The 15875-nt window shown below is 39.2% G+C and carries 16 protein-coding genes and 2 pseudogenes; 1 reads left to right on the top strand and 17 read right to left on the bottom strand.

Annotated features, from left to right (window positions below; translation table 11 throughout):
* Positions 1 to 89: 89 nt before the first annotated feature.
* The 15 genes and pseudogenes from I4V44_RS08700 to I4V44_RS08630 form a co-directional block, all read right to left on the bottom strand.
* Entirely contained in the window at positions 90 to 335 is a 246-nt protein-coding gene (locus I4V44_RS08700) for a DUF1292 domain-containing protein (RefSeq protein WP_026649908.1), read from the bottom strand.
* A 229-nt stretch (positions 336 to 564) separates the two neighbouring features.
* Positions 565 to 2247, bottom strand: a complete 1683-nt coding sequence (locus I4V44_RS08695) for a phospho-sugar mutase (RefSeq protein ID WP_008707777.1) — start codon at positions 2245 to 2247, stop codon at positions 565 to 567.
* A 116-nt stretch (positions 2248 to 2363) separates the two neighbouring features.
* Positions 2364 to 3251, bottom strand: a complete 888-nt coding sequence (locus I4V44_RS08690; protein WP_173705404.1) for an ABC transporter permease — start codon at positions 3249 to 3251, stop codon at positions 2364 to 2366.
* Complete coding sequence (locus tag I4V44_RS08685; RefSeq protein ID WP_118593304.1) at positions 3248 to 4252, bottom strand: ABC transporter permease; 1005 nt, start codon at positions 4250 to 4252, stop codon at positions 3248 to 3250. The genes I4V44_RS08690 and I4V44_RS08685 overlap by 4 nt, the downstream gene beginning before the upstream one ends.
* On the bottom strand, positions 4252 to 5163 hold the full coding sequence (locus tag I4V44_RS08680; RefSeq protein WP_118593305.1) for an ATP-binding cassette domain-containing protein: 912 nt from the start codon (positions 5161 to 5163) through the stop codon (positions 4252 to 4254). Before I4V44_RS08680 ends, I4V44_RS08685 begins: the two co-directional genes overlap by 1 nt.
* Positions 5156 to 6169 (bottom strand): ABC transporter ATP-binding protein, encoded by a 1014-nt coding sequence (locus I4V44_RS08675; protein ID WP_196002600.1) that lies wholly within the window; start codon positions 6167 to 6169, stop codon positions 5156 to 5158. The genes I4V44_RS08680 and I4V44_RS08675 overlap by 8 nt, the downstream gene beginning before the upstream one ends.
* 145 nt (positions 6170 to 6314) lie before the next feature.
* Positions 6315 to 7856: an ABC transporter substrate-binding protein gene (locus tag I4V44_RS08670; RefSeq protein ID WP_196002599.1), complete on the bottom strand. Its 1542-nt coding sequence runs from the start codon at positions 7854 to 7856 to the stop codon at positions 6315 to 6317.
* A gap of 274 nt (positions 7857 to 8130) precedes the next feature.
* Positions 8131 to 8598: pseudogene (locus I4V44_RS08665) on the bottom strand (lysine--tRNA ligase); the annotation flags it as partial.
* 150 nt (positions 8599 to 8748) lie between these two features.
* Complete coding sequence (locus tag I4V44_RS08660; protein ID WP_207744242.1) at positions 8749 to 9972, bottom strand: tyrosine-type recombinase/integrase; 1224 nt, start codon at positions 9970 to 9972, stop codon at positions 8749 to 8751.
* A gap of 87 nt (positions 9973 to 10059) precedes the next feature.
* Positions 10060 to 10260 carry an excisionase gene (locus tag I4V44_RS08655; protein WP_120062770.1) on the bottom strand — a complete coding sequence of 67 codons (201 nt, stop codon included), beginning with the start codon at positions 10258 to 10260 and terminating at the stop codon, positions 10060 to 10062.
* Positions 10261 to 10295: 35 nt separating this feature from the next.
* A complete protein-coding gene (locus I4V44_RS08650) occupies positions 10296 to 11390 on the bottom strand; it encodes a hypothetical protein (RefSeq protein ID WP_118593749.1) in 1095 nt (364 codons plus the stop codon).
* 172 nt (positions 11391 to 11562) lie between these two features.
* On the bottom strand, positions 11563 to 12276 hold the full coding sequence (locus I4V44_RS08645) for a hypothetical protein (protein WP_118611131.1): 714 nt from the start codon (positions 12274 to 12276) through the stop codon (positions 11563 to 11565).
* Between the two features lie 7 nt (positions 12277 to 12283).
* On the bottom strand, positions 12284 to 12886 hold the full coding sequence (locus tag I4V44_RS08640) for a hypothetical protein (protein ID WP_118611130.1): 603 nt from the start codon (positions 12884 to 12886) through the stop codon (positions 12284 to 12286).
* Between the two features lie 45 nt (positions 12887 to 12931).
* Positions 12932 to 13198 carry a hypothetical protein gene (locus I4V44_RS08635; RefSeq protein ID WP_118593746.1) on the bottom strand — a complete coding sequence of 89 codons (267 nt, stop codon included), beginning with the start codon at positions 13196 to 13198 and terminating at the stop codon, positions 12932 to 12934.
* Between the two features lie 176 nt (positions 13199 to 13374).
* On the bottom strand, positions 13375 to 14289 hold the full coding sequence (locus I4V44_RS08630; RefSeq protein ID WP_118593745.1) for a hypothetical protein: 915 nt from the start codon (positions 14287 to 14289) through the stop codon (positions 13375 to 13377).
* A gap of 311 nt (positions 14290 to 14600) precedes the next feature.
* Here I4V44_RS08630 and I4V44_RS08625 point away from each other — a divergent pair, with 311 nt between their 5' ends.
* Positions 14601 to 14780 carry a hypothetical protein gene (locus I4V44_RS08625; protein ID WP_118593744.1) on the top strand — a complete coding sequence of 60 codons (180 nt, stop codon included), beginning with the start codon at positions 14601 to 14603 and terminating at the stop codon, positions 14778 to 14780.
* A gap of 130 nt (positions 14781 to 14910) precedes the next feature.
* Here the strand turns inward: I4V44_RS08625 and I4V44_RS08620 are convergent, their stop codons facing one another.
* Both I4V44_RS08620 and I4V44_RS08615 read right to left on the bottom strand, forming a co-directional pair.
* Complete coding sequence (locus I4V44_RS08620) at positions 14911 to 15150, bottom strand: hypothetical protein (RefSeq protein ID WP_118593743.1); 240 nt, start codon at positions 15148 to 15150, stop codon at positions 14911 to 14913.
* 255 nt (positions 15151 to 15405) lie between these two features.
* Positions 15406 to 15875: pseudogene (locus I4V44_RS08615) on the bottom strand (lysine--tRNA ligase); the annotation flags it as partial.

Raw genomic sequence — 15875 nt, 5'->3', positions numbered from 1 at the left:
CGTTTTTCCTCCTGTTTTTCTTGATCAAAATTTGATTTTCTTTTTTATTTTATCACAAGATGCAGGTTCTTTTCGAGATATTTTTTTGCTTACATCTGTTCGTAAAATTTTGTCACCTTTTTGTATTCTGCAGGCAAAGTGATCTGCTCTACCACAACATCTCCATCTTCTGCATTGTGGTAACGGTAAATGTAAACGCCCTCCTGGATCTCATCTCCTTCGATCAGAGAAACTGCCAGATATCCCTGTCCTTCAAATTCAAAGGTATCCATGATCGCAAAATCCCGTTCTGTTCCGTCAGATACCGGAATGCTGATTACTTCATATTCTTCCATCGTATGTTTTCCTTTCATTCATAAGCAGTCTTATTCTTATTTTCGCTGTTTTTTATTGTAGCAAAGAGTGTTAATTATATCAATCCTATTTAACCGAATCAAGTAAATCGTTACTGTGGAGTGAACAGTAACAGTAAGGCCCCTGCGGGTTACAAAAAGAAAGACTGCACCTCCAATGAGCACAGCCTTTCCGGTTTGGTATATTTTATTCAGTTCTGCTTACAATTGCTTATGCCATAATCGGTTTTAATGCTTCTGCAAGCTTTTCTTTCTCAGCTTCTGCCTCTTCCAGATTCTTGCCGAGAGTTGTGTAATAGATTTTGATCTTTGGTTCTGTTCCGGATGGGCGGACAACTACTGTCTCGCCGTTATCCAGCTTGTAGATCAGTACGTTTGCTGCAGGAAGTCCTGTTTCTTCCGGTTTCTGGTAATCTGTTACTTTTACTATAGTATGACCTGCGATCTCTGTGAGAGGTTTGTCACGAAGTCCCTGCATCAGAGCTGACATCTTATCCATTCCGCTTAATCCCGGGAATTCGAAGCTGTCTACTTTATTCAGGTAACGTCCGTACTGTGCATAGATCTCTTCCATTCTCTGTTTCAGGGAACTTCCTATGCTTCTGTAATATGCAGCCATTTCACAGATCAGCATAGATCCGATAACAGCATCCTTGTCACGTACATATGGTCCTGCAAGGTATCCGTAGCTCTCTTCAAATCCGAAGATAAATCTGTCTACTTCATCTGCTGCTTCAAGCTGTGCGATCTGATCGCCGATCCACTTGAATCCTGTAAGTACGCTTCTGAGTTCTACTCCATAGTGCTCTGCCACTGCATCTGCAAGTGGTGTGGAAACAATGGATTTCACTGCTACCGGATTCTTTGGCATTGTGCCTTTTTCAATGCGGCCTGCACAGATATAGTCAAGAAGGAGTACACCTACCTCATTACCTGTTACCAGCTCATAGGAACCATCCGGGCATTTCATTGCGATACCAACACGGTCTGCATCCGGGTCAGTTGCAAGCATTAAGTCTGCACCTGTTTCTTTTGCGAGATTTAATCCAAGCTCCAGAGCTGCAAAGATTTCCGGGTTCGGATAGCTGCAGGTTGTGAAGTATCCGTTCGGATATTCCTGTTCCGGAACGATTGTGATATCTGTGATTCCGATATCTTTTAATACCTGAGTTACAGGTACAAGTCCTGATCCGTTTAACGGGCTGTAAACCAGTTTCAGTCCTGCTGTCTTGCAGAGACCCGGACGAACCTGACGGGATTCGATAGCTTCATAGAGAGCCTGCTTGCAGTCATCTCCTACAAAACGGATCTTTCCCTGTTCTACGCCTTCTGCGAAGGACATATATTTCGCACCTGTAAGTACGTCTGTTTTCTGGATCTCTTCATATACAATGGCAGCTGCATCGTCTGTCATCTGGCATCCGTCAGGACCGTATGCTTTGTATCCGTTGTACTTAGCCGGGTTGTGGGATGCTGTTACCATAATACCTGCATTGCATTCATAGTAACGTGTTGCAAAGGAAAGTGCCGGTACAGGCATCAGTGCGTCATAAATTCTGACATTGATATCATTTGCCGCCAGTACGCCTGCTGCTGTTTTTGCAAATACATCACTCTTAAGACGGCTGTCATAGCTGATGGCTACTGTCTGATTACCGCCCTGTGTTTTTACCCAGTTCGCAAGTCCCTGTGTTGCCTGGCGAACTACATAAATATTCATACGGTTGGTTCCGGCTCCGAGAACTCCGCGAAGTCCGGCTGTTCCGAATTTCAGCGCTACTGCGAAACGATCTTTGATCTCTTCATCGTTTCCTTCGATTTTGGATAATTCCGGATTAAGATCCGCATCCTGCAGATCTGCTGCCAACCAACGTTTGTATTCTTCCTGATACATTTTGACCACTCCTGCCTTGTTTTTATAGTTTTTTTTGTATATATTAGCTGAATATAACTATATAATACCATAACTCAGACAAATCAGCAACAAGACAGCGGGATTTCCGTTAAATTTTAAAAATTACTTTCTTTTCTGTTTGTCCGCTCTCTGCAGGCGTTTCCTATATTGGTCAGGCAGAGCACTGTGGTGATCAGGAAAAGTCCCGGGATCAGAATGATCCACCAGGAACCTGTCATTAATGCCTTATCTGACAGAGACAGCATACTTCCCCATGTAATAACCTCTATCGGAAGTCCAATGCCCATAAAGCTTAAAGTAGCTTCAGAGATCATTGCAGTTCTTACATTCATGACTACCATAAACATAATGGATGAGAAAAAGTTCGGCACCAGGTGCTTCCACAAAATACGGAAAAATCCTGCTCCCATACATCTTGCAGCGATGATATACTCACTGTTTCGTATCTGCCGTACCTCTGTGCGTACTACTTTCGCAATACTGGTCCAGCTGGTCACACCGATCACAAAGGACAGACTCAGGATATTGGCCTCTCCCATGATAGCCTGCAGCAAAATGATCAGGAGCAGAGTTGGTATACTTAAGAATATTTCTGTAAATCTCATGATCAGTTCATCAAGCCAGGCAGGTGCCACTCCACTAAAGGCACCGACTACCACTGCAATAAAAGTAGAAATAACTGTGGCTAATCCACCGATCAGGATCGAGATTCTTCCTCCATACCAAATCATGGAAAAAATATCCCTTCCCATAGTATCTGTTCCAAAAAGGAACTCCCTGTCAGGAGCTTTATTATAGTTTAACAGATCCATATAAGCAGGATCCTTTGTCATGATCAGTTCCGCACACAGGCAACCCAGTACGATAAGAATCAGGATTGCTGCTGAAACAACGGGTTTTCCCTGATACCACTTTTTCTTTGATTTGGGAATTACGGTTTCTGTCTTTCTGTTTCCTGCCAGTTCAAATAAATGATTGGTCATCCTTCTACTACCTCCGATTTCTCGGTTATTACTTCATCCTTCATACGGGGATCTATCTGTTCATTAATAGTCTGACTGACGATATTACAGAAAATAACCAGGATTCCTGACATCATACAAAGCAGCATCAACAGATTGTAATCATGATATCTGGCACTCTCATAGGACAGAGCTCCGATTCCGGGATAAGAGAATACACTTTCTACCACATAGGTTCCTCCAAGTACATGGGGGACTGCAATGGCCATAATACTCAGATAAGCAGGCATTACATTTCGGACACAATGTCTGAACATAAGCTTTTTCTTATCCAGGCCTTTTGCCTTTGCCAAAAGTACATAATCTGCGCGAACCTCTTCAAGGATCTTATTTCGGATCATGTAAGCATAATACCATAAATGCTCCATGACCACGATGGTCAGAGGCATGATCAGATGCAGCACTCTGTCACCGATATCTCCTGCATTTCCTGTACTGTAAGCTCCACTGCTTGGCAGGATCTTAAGATTTACGGAAAAAACAAGGATCAGGACCAGAGCCATCCAGAACTCAGGAATACAACTGGATATGGTTCCCAGCTTACACAGGATCCGGTCTGCCAGCCGGTTTTCGTACCAGGCACACAGGATTCCCAGGAGCAAGGCTCCGGCAAACATAATGATAAATCCGATTCCTCCAAGCACAAGTGTATTACCGATACGGCCGCCGATCACGTCCACTACATCCTGTTTATATTTAAATGAAATTCCAAATTCTCCATGAAAGGCATTTTTTACCCACTTCACATACTGCACAGAAATCGGTTCGTTCAATCCCAGTTTTCCCATAGCCCATTCACGTTCTTCCGGACTCATCTTCTCTGTACGGTCACCATAGTAGGAAATCAGAGGATCTCCAGGCGCCAGACGGGCTACATAAAATACAGCTACAGACAATATAAATACTGAGATCAGGAATATCAGGCATTTTTTACCATAGTAGACTAACTTTTTTTGTCTCATTATATACTGCACCCCTTTCCTTCAGCCGGAAGCATTGCAAAATGTCCGGGTGACACTTCTGTCCACACGCTGTTTTCCATTCCTTCGCCATCATAGTACTGCAGAACTCTTTTTCTCTCCCTGATCGGGTCAGGAACAGGAATTGCAGACAGCAATGTTTTTGTATAAGGATGCACCGGATTGGAATACAATTCTTCTGATGGCGCCAGTTCTACCAGTTTTCCATGATACATAACTCCCACACGGTCACAGAGATACTCAACCATAGCCAGGTCATGAGCTATAAACAGAAATGTAAATCCATGCTCCTCCTGCAGATGACGGAACAGATTGACGATCTGTGCCTGTATGGACACATCCAGAGAAGCTATAGGTTCATCAGCCACCAGAAATTCCGGTTCCATACACAGAGATCTGGCTATGGCCACTCGCTGTCTCTGTCCCCCTGATAATTCAGATGGATAACGGTCCAGGAAACTGTTCTCAAGTCCTACATATTCCATCTGAAAAGCAGCTTCCTTCACAAAGCTTCCTCTCGGAGGTGTAATATGCTGGATCCTCATTGGTTCCGTAATAATATCTGACACCTTCATTTTCTGGTTCAGACTGGATGCGGAATCCTGAAATATCATCTGGCGGCGGGTCTGCAGCATTTTTTTATGCTTTTTGAATTCCTTTTTGTCGCAGATATTTACATCTTTATACCAGATTTCTCCCTGAGCCGGCTGATATATATTCATCAAGCATCTGGCTACTGTGGACTTTCCTGAACCGGATTCCCCTACCAGACCAAAGATCTCACCTTTATGGATTTGAAATGAGACATCATCTACAGCCTTTACCTTAATCTTTTTTGTCAGATGAAACTGCTGAGTCAGATGCCTGACATCCAATAAAACTTCTTTACTCATGCACTGTTCCTCCCATAGGTGATTTGATCTGCGGTGCTCTTGGATCCAACAGCCAGGTTGCCGCATAATGAGTATCTGTTATCTTAAACATAGGCGGCATTTCTTCATAATCAATATTGAGGGCATATTCATTTCTACATGCAAAAGCATCACCTTTCGGTGGATCTATCAGAGTAGGAGGCATACCGGGGATGGTGTACAGGCTTTTTTTTCCATTTGCAAATGCAGGCAGTGATCTCATCAGCCCCCATGTGTATGGATGTCTGGGATCATAGTACACTTCCTCTGCTGTACCGATCTCTACGATCTTGCCTGCATACATAACTGCTACTCTGTCTGCCACACGTGCAACAACTCCCAGATCATGGGATACCAGTATGGTAGCTGTTCCAAGCTTCATCTGTATTTCCCGCAGAAGATCCAGGATCTGTGCCTGTATGGTCACATCCAGTGCAGTAGTAGGTTCATCTGCAAATAAAATATCCGGATCTGCTGCCAGAGCGATGGCCATCACACATCTCTGACGCATTCCTCCGGAGAACTGCCAGGGATACTGATGATATCGTTCCTTGGGATGGGAGATACCTACCAGTTCCATAAGTTCCAGAACCTTCTTATTTACCTGTTCCTTCGTGTAGTTCTTATTGTGGATCACCACTGCTTCCCCAATCTGTTTTCCAATTTTAATAGTTGGATTCAAGGATGTCATAGGATCCTGAAAGATCATAGAAAAAACTCTTCCACGCAGTTTCTGCATCTCCTTTTCCCTGTAACAGGTGATATCCTGTCCGTTCACACAGATGCTTCCCTCTTTTATTTTTGCGCTTGGTGGCAAAAGCTTCATGATACTTTTGCAAAGCACACTCTTCCCGCATCCGGATTCTCCAACTATAGCCAGCACCTCTCCCTTTTTTAATGAAAAAGACACATCTCTTACTGCCTGGACTTCTCCGGCAGGACCGTCAATGCTGACTGAAAGATTTTTAACCTCTAATAAATGTTCCATTTTTAATCCTTTTTCCGCTCGTGTAAAAAGGGGGCACCTTTAGTGCCCCCGTCACAACCTTTATCTTTTTTATGATGTTAGAGTCAAAGGTCTTATGGTGCAAGCATGAATGGCTTTTTGACCTTTTGACCCTGATATCATTTTATTATTCAATAGTCCAGTCTGCTACATTCCAGAAGATTCCAACTCCATGATGTCCCATAATTGTATCAGAATCAATTCCTTTAATATTGCTGTCAGCAACATAGTTGGCATCAATATAGCAGATCATTGCATAAGCCGGATCCTCTGCCAGAGCTTTCTGGAAATTAGCATAGGCTTCTGCACGAACTTCCGGATCAGCTGACTGTCTTGCTTCTGTCAGATACTTGTCAACGTCTGCATTAGAATAGCCGGAGTAGTTTGCTCCCTTATCTGTTCCGAATACTTTGTATGTATGGTCGTCAGCGTCAAATGGACTTCCCCATCCGATCAGGAATGCCATCTGTCCTGCCCAGTCTGTCTGTGCAGGGATCTCTACTGATACATCCATGCCAATCTCTTTCAGTTCCTGTGCTGCAATCTGAGCCATATCAATACGTACCTGATCTCCTGCACTTACGCTGATTACAAATCCCACTTTTTCGCCGTCACGATAATAGAATCCGTCATCACCCATCTCGCATCCTGCAGCTTCCAGAATTTCTTTTGCTTTTTCAGGATTGTAATCATAATGCTCTACATCTTCATAATTATAGATATTTCTCTGAAGAGGACCATAAGCCGGCATTCCCTGTCCCAGGATAACTGCGTCGATGATTGCCTGGCGGTCAAGTCCATAGCATACTGCCGGGATCAGATCACGGTTTTTCTGCCAGTATTCATTTCCAAAGTTAAACATGATTCCACGATAGTCAGAAGTCTTCATATCATAGCATGTATATGCATCATCATCTGCAAAAGCAGCTGCATCCTTTGGTGTTAATAATGCCATATCAAGTTCTCCGGATTTTAACTGAAGTGCTTTCGCATTGTCATCCGGTACGATCTTGAACACAATTTTATCGATGGAAGGCTCACCCTTGAAATAATCTTCATTCTTAACCAGTGTGATCGCCTGTCCCTCATCCCAGGATTCAATCTTGTATGGACCTGTTCCTACCGGATTACGGAAGAAATCAGAGGTCTGCATATCTTCTCCCTCAAGCAGATGCTTAGGAAGAACTGCCATTGTCATATAGTCAAGGAATGCAACGTTTTTGTCCTCAAGCTTGAACGCAACCGTATGATCATCAATCACATTGATCTCTTCTACGTCCTCGTAGTTGGGTGCATTCTCAGAACCATTTTCCGGATCCATGATCGCTTCAATAGTAAATTTAACATCCTCTGCTGTCACAGGTTCGCCGTCCTGCCACTTGGCATCTTCTGCCATATGGAATGTATAAGTATTGGTTTCATCATCAAAATCCCAGCTCTCTGCCAGTCCCGGAACTACCTGATTATCTCCGTCATGTGCAGTTAAACCGTTGAAGATCAGAATATTGATCTCTCCATGTTCATCCATAGCAGGATTGATCCTGGTATAATCTCCGCTTCCGTATACCAGTGTTGTTTCTTCCTCTGCCAGTACAGGCACTGTTGTTCCGGCACTGACCAGTGATACAGTCAGAAGCACTCCGGCCATTGTCAATAAACCCTTTTTCATTTCATGTTCCCTCGCTTTTTCTTTATTGGTAACTGGCTTTTATGATATCAGACCATTCTGACATCAGTAAGCCCTGCGGGGGGATATTGACATATTCCTTTTTGTGCCTTATATATGCCATATATGGCATACCTGCAGCAGTATCATTACTCTCCATCGCAGTGCGATCCTGCCCGGAGTGTTATTTATGTTATAGGAACATTACAGAGTAATTTCCTATAATATAAATAACACTCCGCCTTTAGTATTTCACTAAAAGCGAAGTGTCCTGATATTAATATAATTTTGCACCAGCCGGAATATGGTCATCTACCATCAGAAGATGAAGTTTTTCTTCGCCCTCTTCCTCATGGATTGCACTAAGTAACATTCCACAAGATTCAATTCCCATCATTGCTCTAGGTGGCAGATTTGTGATAGCTATAAGTGTCTTACCTACCAGTTCTTCTGGTTCGTAGAATGCGTGAATACCGCTTAAAATGGTACGTTCTACGCCTGTTCCATCATCCAGAGTAAACTGTAAAAGTTTCTTTGACTTCGGCACTGCGACACACTCTTTTACCTTTACTGCACGGAAATCGGACTTGCTGAAAGTCTCAAAATCTACCTCATCTTTGAACAATGGTTCGATTTCTACCTTTGAAAAATCAATCTTCTCAACTGGCTTTTCTGAAACCGTTTTAGCCTGCGCAACGTTGTTTGCTTCGTTCTTAGCAGCGCCCTGGGACTTCATTGTCGGGAAATTATACCTTATTTTTTATAAGACTTTATATTTCTTTATTTCCCTGTTTTTAAAGCACCTATATCTATCTCTCCATTTAAGGTTCTTCATAACTCTGCATAACTTGTCGTATGTTTGTCGTAAAGCTGTCGTAAATACTTTTTTACTATTTTAAGCAGGCTTCATATTTTCAAAATATGTATTAAATTTGCTAATCTCTGTCTGCTTCAAATCGTCAGTTGCTTCTGCATACACATCTAACGTCGTTTCCACATCTGAATGTCCCAGAATCTCCTGCATCGCTTTGACGTTGACACCAGCTTCACACATTCGGGTTGTAAACGTATGTCTCAACGAATGATTACTAAATGGAGGAAGCATGACCTCTCCACCTTTATCCATCACCTCATAGTTACAGTCCCGAATAATTCTTTTGAGAGCCTTATTAAGTGTTCCTTGATGTTGCGCACTGCCAAATCGATTAATAAAAATAAAATTCGTATATCCATCGATAGTAACGTTACAAGTCAATCCACATTCTTTTTGATATTCTTTTTCCATCAAAAATGCCTGTTTTACTTTTGGCAACATAGGAATTGTTCTTTGACCAGCTTTGGTTTTTGGTGTATTAATGGAAAATCCACATCCTTTATCAGTTCCCTTGTCATAATAAACTAATGTATGATTTACATTAATAGTACCCTCATCCAAATTAATGTCATCCCATCGAAGTCCTGTAATTTCCCCCACTCGCATACCAGTCCATAAAAGAGCCTCGAAAATAGGGTACCATTTATGGTACTGTCCTTGTTTTTCCAAAAATGATTCAAAAACTTTCTGCTCTGCAAATGTTAAGGCTCTTCTCTTGCTGGAATCTTTGTTATGCGCTCTCTTTAATTCCTTTAAAGCATTGTCAGATGGATTATATCTCAGATAGTCATCTTCAACACCCAGTTCTAATACCTGATGCATAACTGTATGAACAGCATCTATTGTAGATACCTTCAAATGTCTGCTATCCAGCAAAGAATTATAAAAAGCTCTTACATCAGTTCTCTTCAAATCAACAACTTTGATTTTTCCGAAATCTTCCTCGACAAATTGCCGATACATATACTGATAATTCTGAAAGGTATTATCCTTCAACCCCTTTTTCAGATTAACCCATCTATAGTATAAGTCATTAATTGTAAGGCTATTTTTATCTGCTTTTATACCATCTAAAATATCTCTTAAAACATCATTCTCCTTCTCTCTCAACTCTTCAAGAGTCTTTGCATAGGTTGAATGACGTTTTCCCTTTTTATCTGTCCATTTATACTCAAAGGTTCCATTTGCTCTTTGATATTCGCCCTCTTTCAGAACTCGATTTTTATTGTCTTTTCTCCTGACCATTATAATTCTCCTCTTCATTTATACCAAAGAGGATGCAGGTTCATATTCATTATAATATTTCCCCATCCTCTTTGTCCAGTTCTAAATTTATATAGAGTATAATTTCTCTAAATGGGCTTCCATTTTTTTCCTTTTAATAAGCCTTTTGCTTCCACACCACAAAACTTCCTGACAATCTTCACCATTAGTCAAATCACGTAACTTATTTACTCCAATTCCAAAATATGCAGAAGCCTCTTCTAAAGTCAGATTTGCCTTTTCCCATGTCGGAACTAAAATTTCTCTCATAATATAGCTCTCACCTTATTTTCTATTAAAAATTATTACTCTTCAAATGGGTTACTGTCAGTTTCTATAAATCCATCTACATTATCTTTTCCATGTGCCCTTTTTTTCAAATCTTCATAATTGGTATATTCTGATGTTGGAATTTCAAATGATTTATACTCTGCTCCATCTTTATACCGATACTGAATTTTATCCAAACGCCTTAAAAGCTGTTCTATCTTATCTCTCCCCCTGTCACCTTCTTCAACTAATGATTCATAAATTTCATCTGGTGGATATACAGAAGTAATAATCACTTTATTCCACAAACAGTAACAATTGGCATATCTACAATGAATTTGTGCTCTGGAATATTGGTCTAATATAACCAGCAACTCAGAGAACCGTATATTGCCCTTAAATTCATCCATGAAAAGAATTTCCGGTGCTCCCTGATCTATATAATAGTCCATCCCCCCATTATCAAAATCTGTTGCAAAATATACGTTTTCCTCTCCATATTTTTCGCACAGTTCTTTATAATAATAACTTTTTCCTGTTCCACTTTCCCCAACAATCCAAATACATTCCTTGTCAGTTTTTATCAGAGGTGTTTCTCTCATACGTATATCAATAAATTCTGAACGTATCATCTTCTCATACTTTCGATAAGAAAAATTACTTCTCATAATCTCAGATGGAGTTCTTCCTTGTTTGAGCAATTCTTCTATTGCCTTTAAATCCGACCTTGTTCCCCGAACGTCTTGTATGCAGTCCATATCCAGAGTATATAAAACCTCTTCGCCTTTTTCCTCATGTTCACCTAACTTCAGCATATAATTGGTTAATTCTTTTTTCCCTCCACATTGAGGTTCTACATGAGAATTAAACATTGTTTTTGATACCTTCCTCAAGGTAGTTGTATTTCCATATAAAGCCACATGCGCATGATAACATCCATCTGCACTCAAACATACTGCAACTGCGGCTTCTCTGTCATCTTTGTCTCCTACCCATGCATCCTGTAACATTTCTGCTAATTTTTCTGGATTTTTATAATCCTCTTCTTTCCATCCCGCATTTTGCATATTTGCAATATGTACTGTTGCAATCCAGCACCGACCTCTGACATTTGTTGAAAAATTCCCCATTATTATTCACACTCCTGTTCTTAATCACAATTTACTTGTGACTAAACTCTCCCGTAAACTTCAATAAAACTAACCAAATTCACAATCACATAAGAAAATTGGTAATACTAGCAATTTTCTTATAGAAGCGAATTGCTTATGGCTTCGCCAACGCAATCCGCTTCACCCACCATTAATTTTGTAACAAACCTAATATCTTTTTCTTTGAAATTTTAGGCAAAACCAACGCTCGCAGATTTTGTCCATCAATAAGTACAATTCCCTTTCCCATACCAAATTGTAAATTTTCTTCACCTTCCATATGTTCGCCTGCAAATAACCCTTTTCTACCATCAACTGTCAATCTTCCCAAACCGACATATATATGAAAATTATCTGCACTTCCGCTTGATGCAGGAAAAATACTTGCTGTATATCTTTGCATAGAAAGCCACAAAAAACATTTTCTGGAACGTCCAAGCATTAAAATTGAGGACATAATATTTCTAATTTTATCCGCTTTTGCTTTCCCATCCTTTGACATTGAGTAATGTGTCAATAAACCAGCGATTTCATCAATAAGAAGAATTTTATAGCATTCCTCTCCACCTTCTGGTGTATTCATAAATTCATCATAGAATCGCAAAATTACATCATATGCATCCTCAAATTCGCCAAAACGCTCTTTATCTGTAATTTCTTCAAATTCATGGCTTGCTTTAAAATCAACAATATACAACTTACAATATTGGCTTTTCAGCTTATAAATCCAATAAAGAATAGACGTGCTTTTACCCGACCCAGACCCACCCACAACAATTAAATGCCCTATCGGCGCATAAATAGGGATTTTCACACCTACATCTGAATAGAATTTATAATCATAACCCAACATCAACCTATCCATCTGAGTTTTATCCGTCTAAATCGTTTTCATCCATGTCGTCGATAGGATTCTCATTTGTGATAGTTAATTTTTGCTGTCTTTGATTCTGGATTATATTCAATATACTGTTTTCTTTTTCATTTCGAGCATATTTTATTTCCAAATAAGGTATATTGAGATCGAACCGAACATTCCAGTCTACAATAACGTTCTGCTTATATTCGTAAATTTCCAGATACCTCTTCACAACATTCAGAATCATATGTTCCAGTACATCCTTCTCATTTTCGTCTGCATATGGCACAACAATTTGAACACAAGGCAATCGCGAAATTTTAGTAAAACACATCATTGGAGCAGTTGGTGTTTCCGACAGTTCGACTATTCTCTTAAAACGTTTTTCCCCAATTATATTTTTCACAGTATTCCAAATATCTACTTTAATGCCAGCATCCATCGAAAAATCTTCCTGTTCGCGATCATTGACAGCCTCTCTAAGTTTAATGACAGCTTCATTAAAACTGCAACCTGTCCAAATCATAATCGCCAAACAAAAAATACCAAATACCCCTGCAAATGTAATTCCAAGTAACATTGCACTTGAAATAATCCATAGTACAAACTTAATCATTTTGCTTACTCCCCTTTCTATCAGCGGGGGTAATCCCCCCACTCACTAATTTAATTTTTCAATTTTTTTAATTGTCTGAAATGTTTTTCCAGACTTTAACGTCATCGCTTTATCATAGTAAATTTCAATTTCGTCTCCAACCTTCAATTGAGAACAATCATAATATCCGGCATAAATACTTTCTGCCCTTTTTCCAACAAAACCTTTTGTCCCATCTTCGTCCTTGTAAAACGGTTCAAAATCCTGCTCCACATATAATGTTGTAACTTTTCCATTTGCTTTTACAGAATAGTTCATTCCTACTACTTTCATTTTTATAACTCTCCTTTCTCAATAACCATATTTTTGTTTTTAAATGCCTTGCTCGTAATCTTATCCCATAGTTTTTCTCCTCCTCTCTGCCTTCTTTTTATCTTACACTTGAATTATAACAAACCCTTTTATCGTTCAGGTACGAACTTAAATTCTCGTATAAAAAAAGAACAGGATCAATTCCTGCTCTCTCCTTTTTCCTGACTCTCTCTCTTTTCTTTTTCCTCTCTCCTTTTTCTTGCCTCTATCTCTTTTTCCCGACTCTTAACCATTTCTTCCAATAAGATGTCTATAAATTCTGCAACTTTTTTATCCGTGCCACTTCGTGGCTCTACAATCTGTAGAAAAACTTTTCCAATATCCTCATCTTCTACTCCCATTTTTTCCTTCATCATTTCTTCGATGTTTAAATCTTTTCCGTGACTTTCACATTCTTTACAGTAATCCACAACATCAACTATGCTAAGCATCTCAGGATGTTTCTGCATATTAATAACATACATATAACCCTTTCCAGTTCTAAGAATATCCTGAGTAATCCCAAACCAAAGACAAACTACTTTTATTATTTTTTCTGCCATATCCCTTAATGTTTTTTTATTGGAGCGCATTTTATCCAAAACATCATAATAAAGTTTTCTTGTCTCTTTTACATCGGACAGATTCTTTTTATCCAAAGGAATCTCCATAATATATTCTGATACTTCCAATAATTCTCCAGCTATATCATTCAATGACAATCCAAAAGTACAGTATATAAAATCCGCTAGAATCATCCAATACTTTCCAACAAATTTTATTTTTTCTAGTTCCCGTGTATTCCACCGTTCCATCGCATTATAAAAAGCGGTTCTATCATAAGTATCTAATTTAGGAAAATTTTCATTAACTATTCCCATTTCCATACCAATATTATCTTCCTTAAATAATAAATCTAAATGTTCTTCCATCGGAACATTTATCGAGTCATTCACATTTTTCCCTGCGCTTCTATCCATATCTTCCTCTGCATTCTTTTTTGGAAAACCAAGCAAAATAGTATTATATTCTTCAAACAGATAATGGCAAAATAATTTTTCACTTTTTCTCATAAAAATAACCCTTCCTAATATTTATACTCAACATAGATTTTGTATTGTCATTGTACCCGACAGCGAAGAATTTATCAAGGTTGCTTCGCACCGTTCCACGGCTTTGACCTTGACAAATCCTTCCCTGCCGAAAAACCAGTAGACAACAAAATCAATGTCGCCCTTCGGTTGCTACGCTCCCCCAGCGGATATTCTGCATATTTTAATGCATTATATAATATATTTTAAAATACAAGCTAAATTTTATCGTAAAAATAATTCTATAATTATTTAATCTTATCCTATAAGATATACATATAGGAGGAAAAATCATGTCCAAATTTGAATTAAAATCAAATAAATCACGAGAATACAAATCCAAAACTTTTCGACTTCCTGCCGATTTACTAAACGATCTGGAGCAACGCGCTCAGGAAAAAGAATTATCTTTAAATCAGGCTGTTATCCAGTGCTTAGAATACGCCGTCAAAGCTATGGACAGTGAAGAATAACCACAACCATTAAAAATATCAAAAAGGACTGCCCTTATTGAAAATTAATTCAACTGGCAGTCCTTTTTGTTGGTTAATATTTTATAGGCTCAGTAGAAAGAAGCTTACTGAATTTTGTACTACATAATATTTACAGATTATTTTTCGCTGGCATGAAAATAATTCCTCTTTTTTCCATAGCTTGTGCATATGCCTGCAAATGCCACCTAACCCCATCAATTTTTACATGGCATTCATCAATTCTTCGACAAAGAGCATAATATCTGTCTCCATTTTCTGAAATCAGCTTTATTGCATCCCCATCTGGAATTTCAAAAATTTTTTCATTCTTACCATTCACAAAGCTAATAGACTCTCCCTTTTCTTCCATCCATCCCATTCCCTTCAAATGATTTAAAATAATTCAATATATACTATTAAGTACATTTTCAATGTATCATATTTAATTGTATTTTGCAATATAATTTGCAATTAAAATTATATTGCACATTGTGTTTTAAGGCAAAATAATAAGACGACTAAATCTTATGTTTAGTCGCCTTATTTAAACCTTGCATCCTCTTCCTAATCTTCTGTCGTAAGTTTGTCGTAAGTCGTATATTTTTGTCGTTTTATACGACTGATATTAATATAATTTTGCCCCAGCCGGAATATGGTCATCTACCATCAGAAGATGAAGTTTTTCTTCGCCCTCTTCTTCATGGATTGCACTAAGTAACATTCCACAAGATTCAATTCCCATCATTGCTCTAGGTGGCAGATTTGTGATAGCTATAAGTGTCTTACCTACCAGTTCTTCTGGTTCGTAGAATGCGTGAATACCGCTTAAAATGGTACGTTCCACGCCTGTTCCATCATCCAGAGTAAACTGTAAAAGTTTCTTTGACTTCGGCACTGCGACACACTCTTTTACCTTTACTGCACGGAAATCGGACTTGCTGAAAGTCTCAAAATCTACCTCATCTTTGAACAATGGTTCGATTTCTACCTTTGAAAAATCAATCTTCTCAACTGGCTTTTCTGAAACCGTTTTAGCCTGCGCAACGTTGTTTGCTTCGTTCTTAGCAGCGCCCTGGGACTTCATTGTCGGGAACA

Origin of the sequence: Blautia sp. 1001283B150304_161114_C9 (assembly GCF_015668165.1) — a bacterium.
In the GTDB taxonomy this organism is placed as follows: Bacteria; Bacillota; Clostridia; order Lachnospirales; family Lachnospiraceae; genus Blautia_A; species Blautia_A wexlerae.
This window is presented reverse-complemented; position numbering and strand designations above follow the sequence as displayed.

What these genes read in the sequence shown, in the direction of transcription:
- I4V44_RS08700 (WP_026649908.1), bottom strand. Translation starts at nt 335, where the DNA reads ATGGAAGAATATGAAGTAATCAGCATTCCGGTATCTGACGGAACAGAA.
- I4V44_RS08695 (WP_008707777.1), bottom strand. Translation starts at nt 2,247, where the DNA reads ATGTATCAGGAAGAATACAAACGTTGGTTGGCAGCAGATCTGCAGGAT.
- I4V44_RS08690 (WP_173705404.1), bottom strand. Translation starts at nt 3,251, where the DNA reads ATGACCAATCATTTATTTGAACTGGCAGGAAACAGAAAGACAGAAACC.
- I4V44_RS08685 (WP_118593304.1), bottom strand. Translation starts at nt 4,252, where the DNA reads ATGAGACAAAAAAAGTTAGTCTACTATGGTAAAAAATGCCTGATATTC.
- I4V44_RS08680 (WP_118593305.1), bottom strand. Translation starts at nt 5,163, where the DNA reads ATGAGTAAAGAAGTTTTATTGGATGTCAGGCATCTGACTCAGCAGTTT.
- I4V44_RS08675 (WP_196002600.1), bottom strand. Translation starts at nt 6,169, where the DNA reads ATGGAACATTTATTAGAGGTTAAAAATCTTTCAGTCAGCATTGACGGT.
- I4V44_RS08670 (WP_196002599.1), bottom strand. Translation starts at nt 7,856, where the DNA reads ATGAAAAAGGGTTTATTGACAATGGCCGGAGTGCTTCTGACTGTATCA.
- I4V44_RS08660 (WP_207744242.1), bottom strand. Translation starts at nt 9,972, where the DNA reads ATGGTCAGGAGAAAAGACAATAAAAATCGAGTTCTGAAAGAGGGCGAA.
- I4V44_RS08655 (WP_120062770.1), bottom strand. Translation starts at nt 10,260, where the DNA reads ATGAGAGAAATTTTAGTTCCGACATGGGAAAAGGCAAATCTGACTTTA.
- I4V44_RS08650 (WP_118593749.1), bottom strand. Translation starts at nt 11,390, where the DNA reads ATGGGGAATTTTTCAACAAATGTCAGAGGTCGGTGCTGGATTGCAACA.
- I4V44_RS08645 (WP_118611131.1), bottom strand. Translation starts at nt 12,276, where the DNA reads ATGGATAGGTTGATGTTGGGTTATGATTATAAATTCTATTCAGATGTA.
- I4V44_RS08640 (WP_118611130.1), bottom strand. Translation starts at nt 12,886, where the DNA reads ATGATTAAGTTTGTACTATGGATTATTTCAAGTGCAATGTTACTTGGA.
- I4V44_RS08635 (WP_118593746.1), bottom strand. Translation starts at nt 13,198, where the DNA reads ATGAAAGTAGTAGGAATGAACTATTCTGTAAAAGCAAATGGAAAAGTT.
- I4V44_RS08630 (WP_118593745.1), bottom strand. Translation starts at nt 14,289, where the DNA reads ATGAGAAAAAGTGAAAAATTATTTTGCCATTATCTGTTTGAAGAATAT.
- I4V44_RS08625 (WP_118593744.1), top strand. Translation starts at nt 14,601, where the DNA reads ATGTCCAAATTTGAATTAAAATCAAATAAATCACGAGAATACAAATCC.
- I4V44_RS08620 (WP_118593743.1), bottom strand. Translation starts at nt 15,150, where the DNA reads ATGGAAGAAAAGGGAGAGTCTATTAGCTTTGTGAATGGTAAGAATGAA.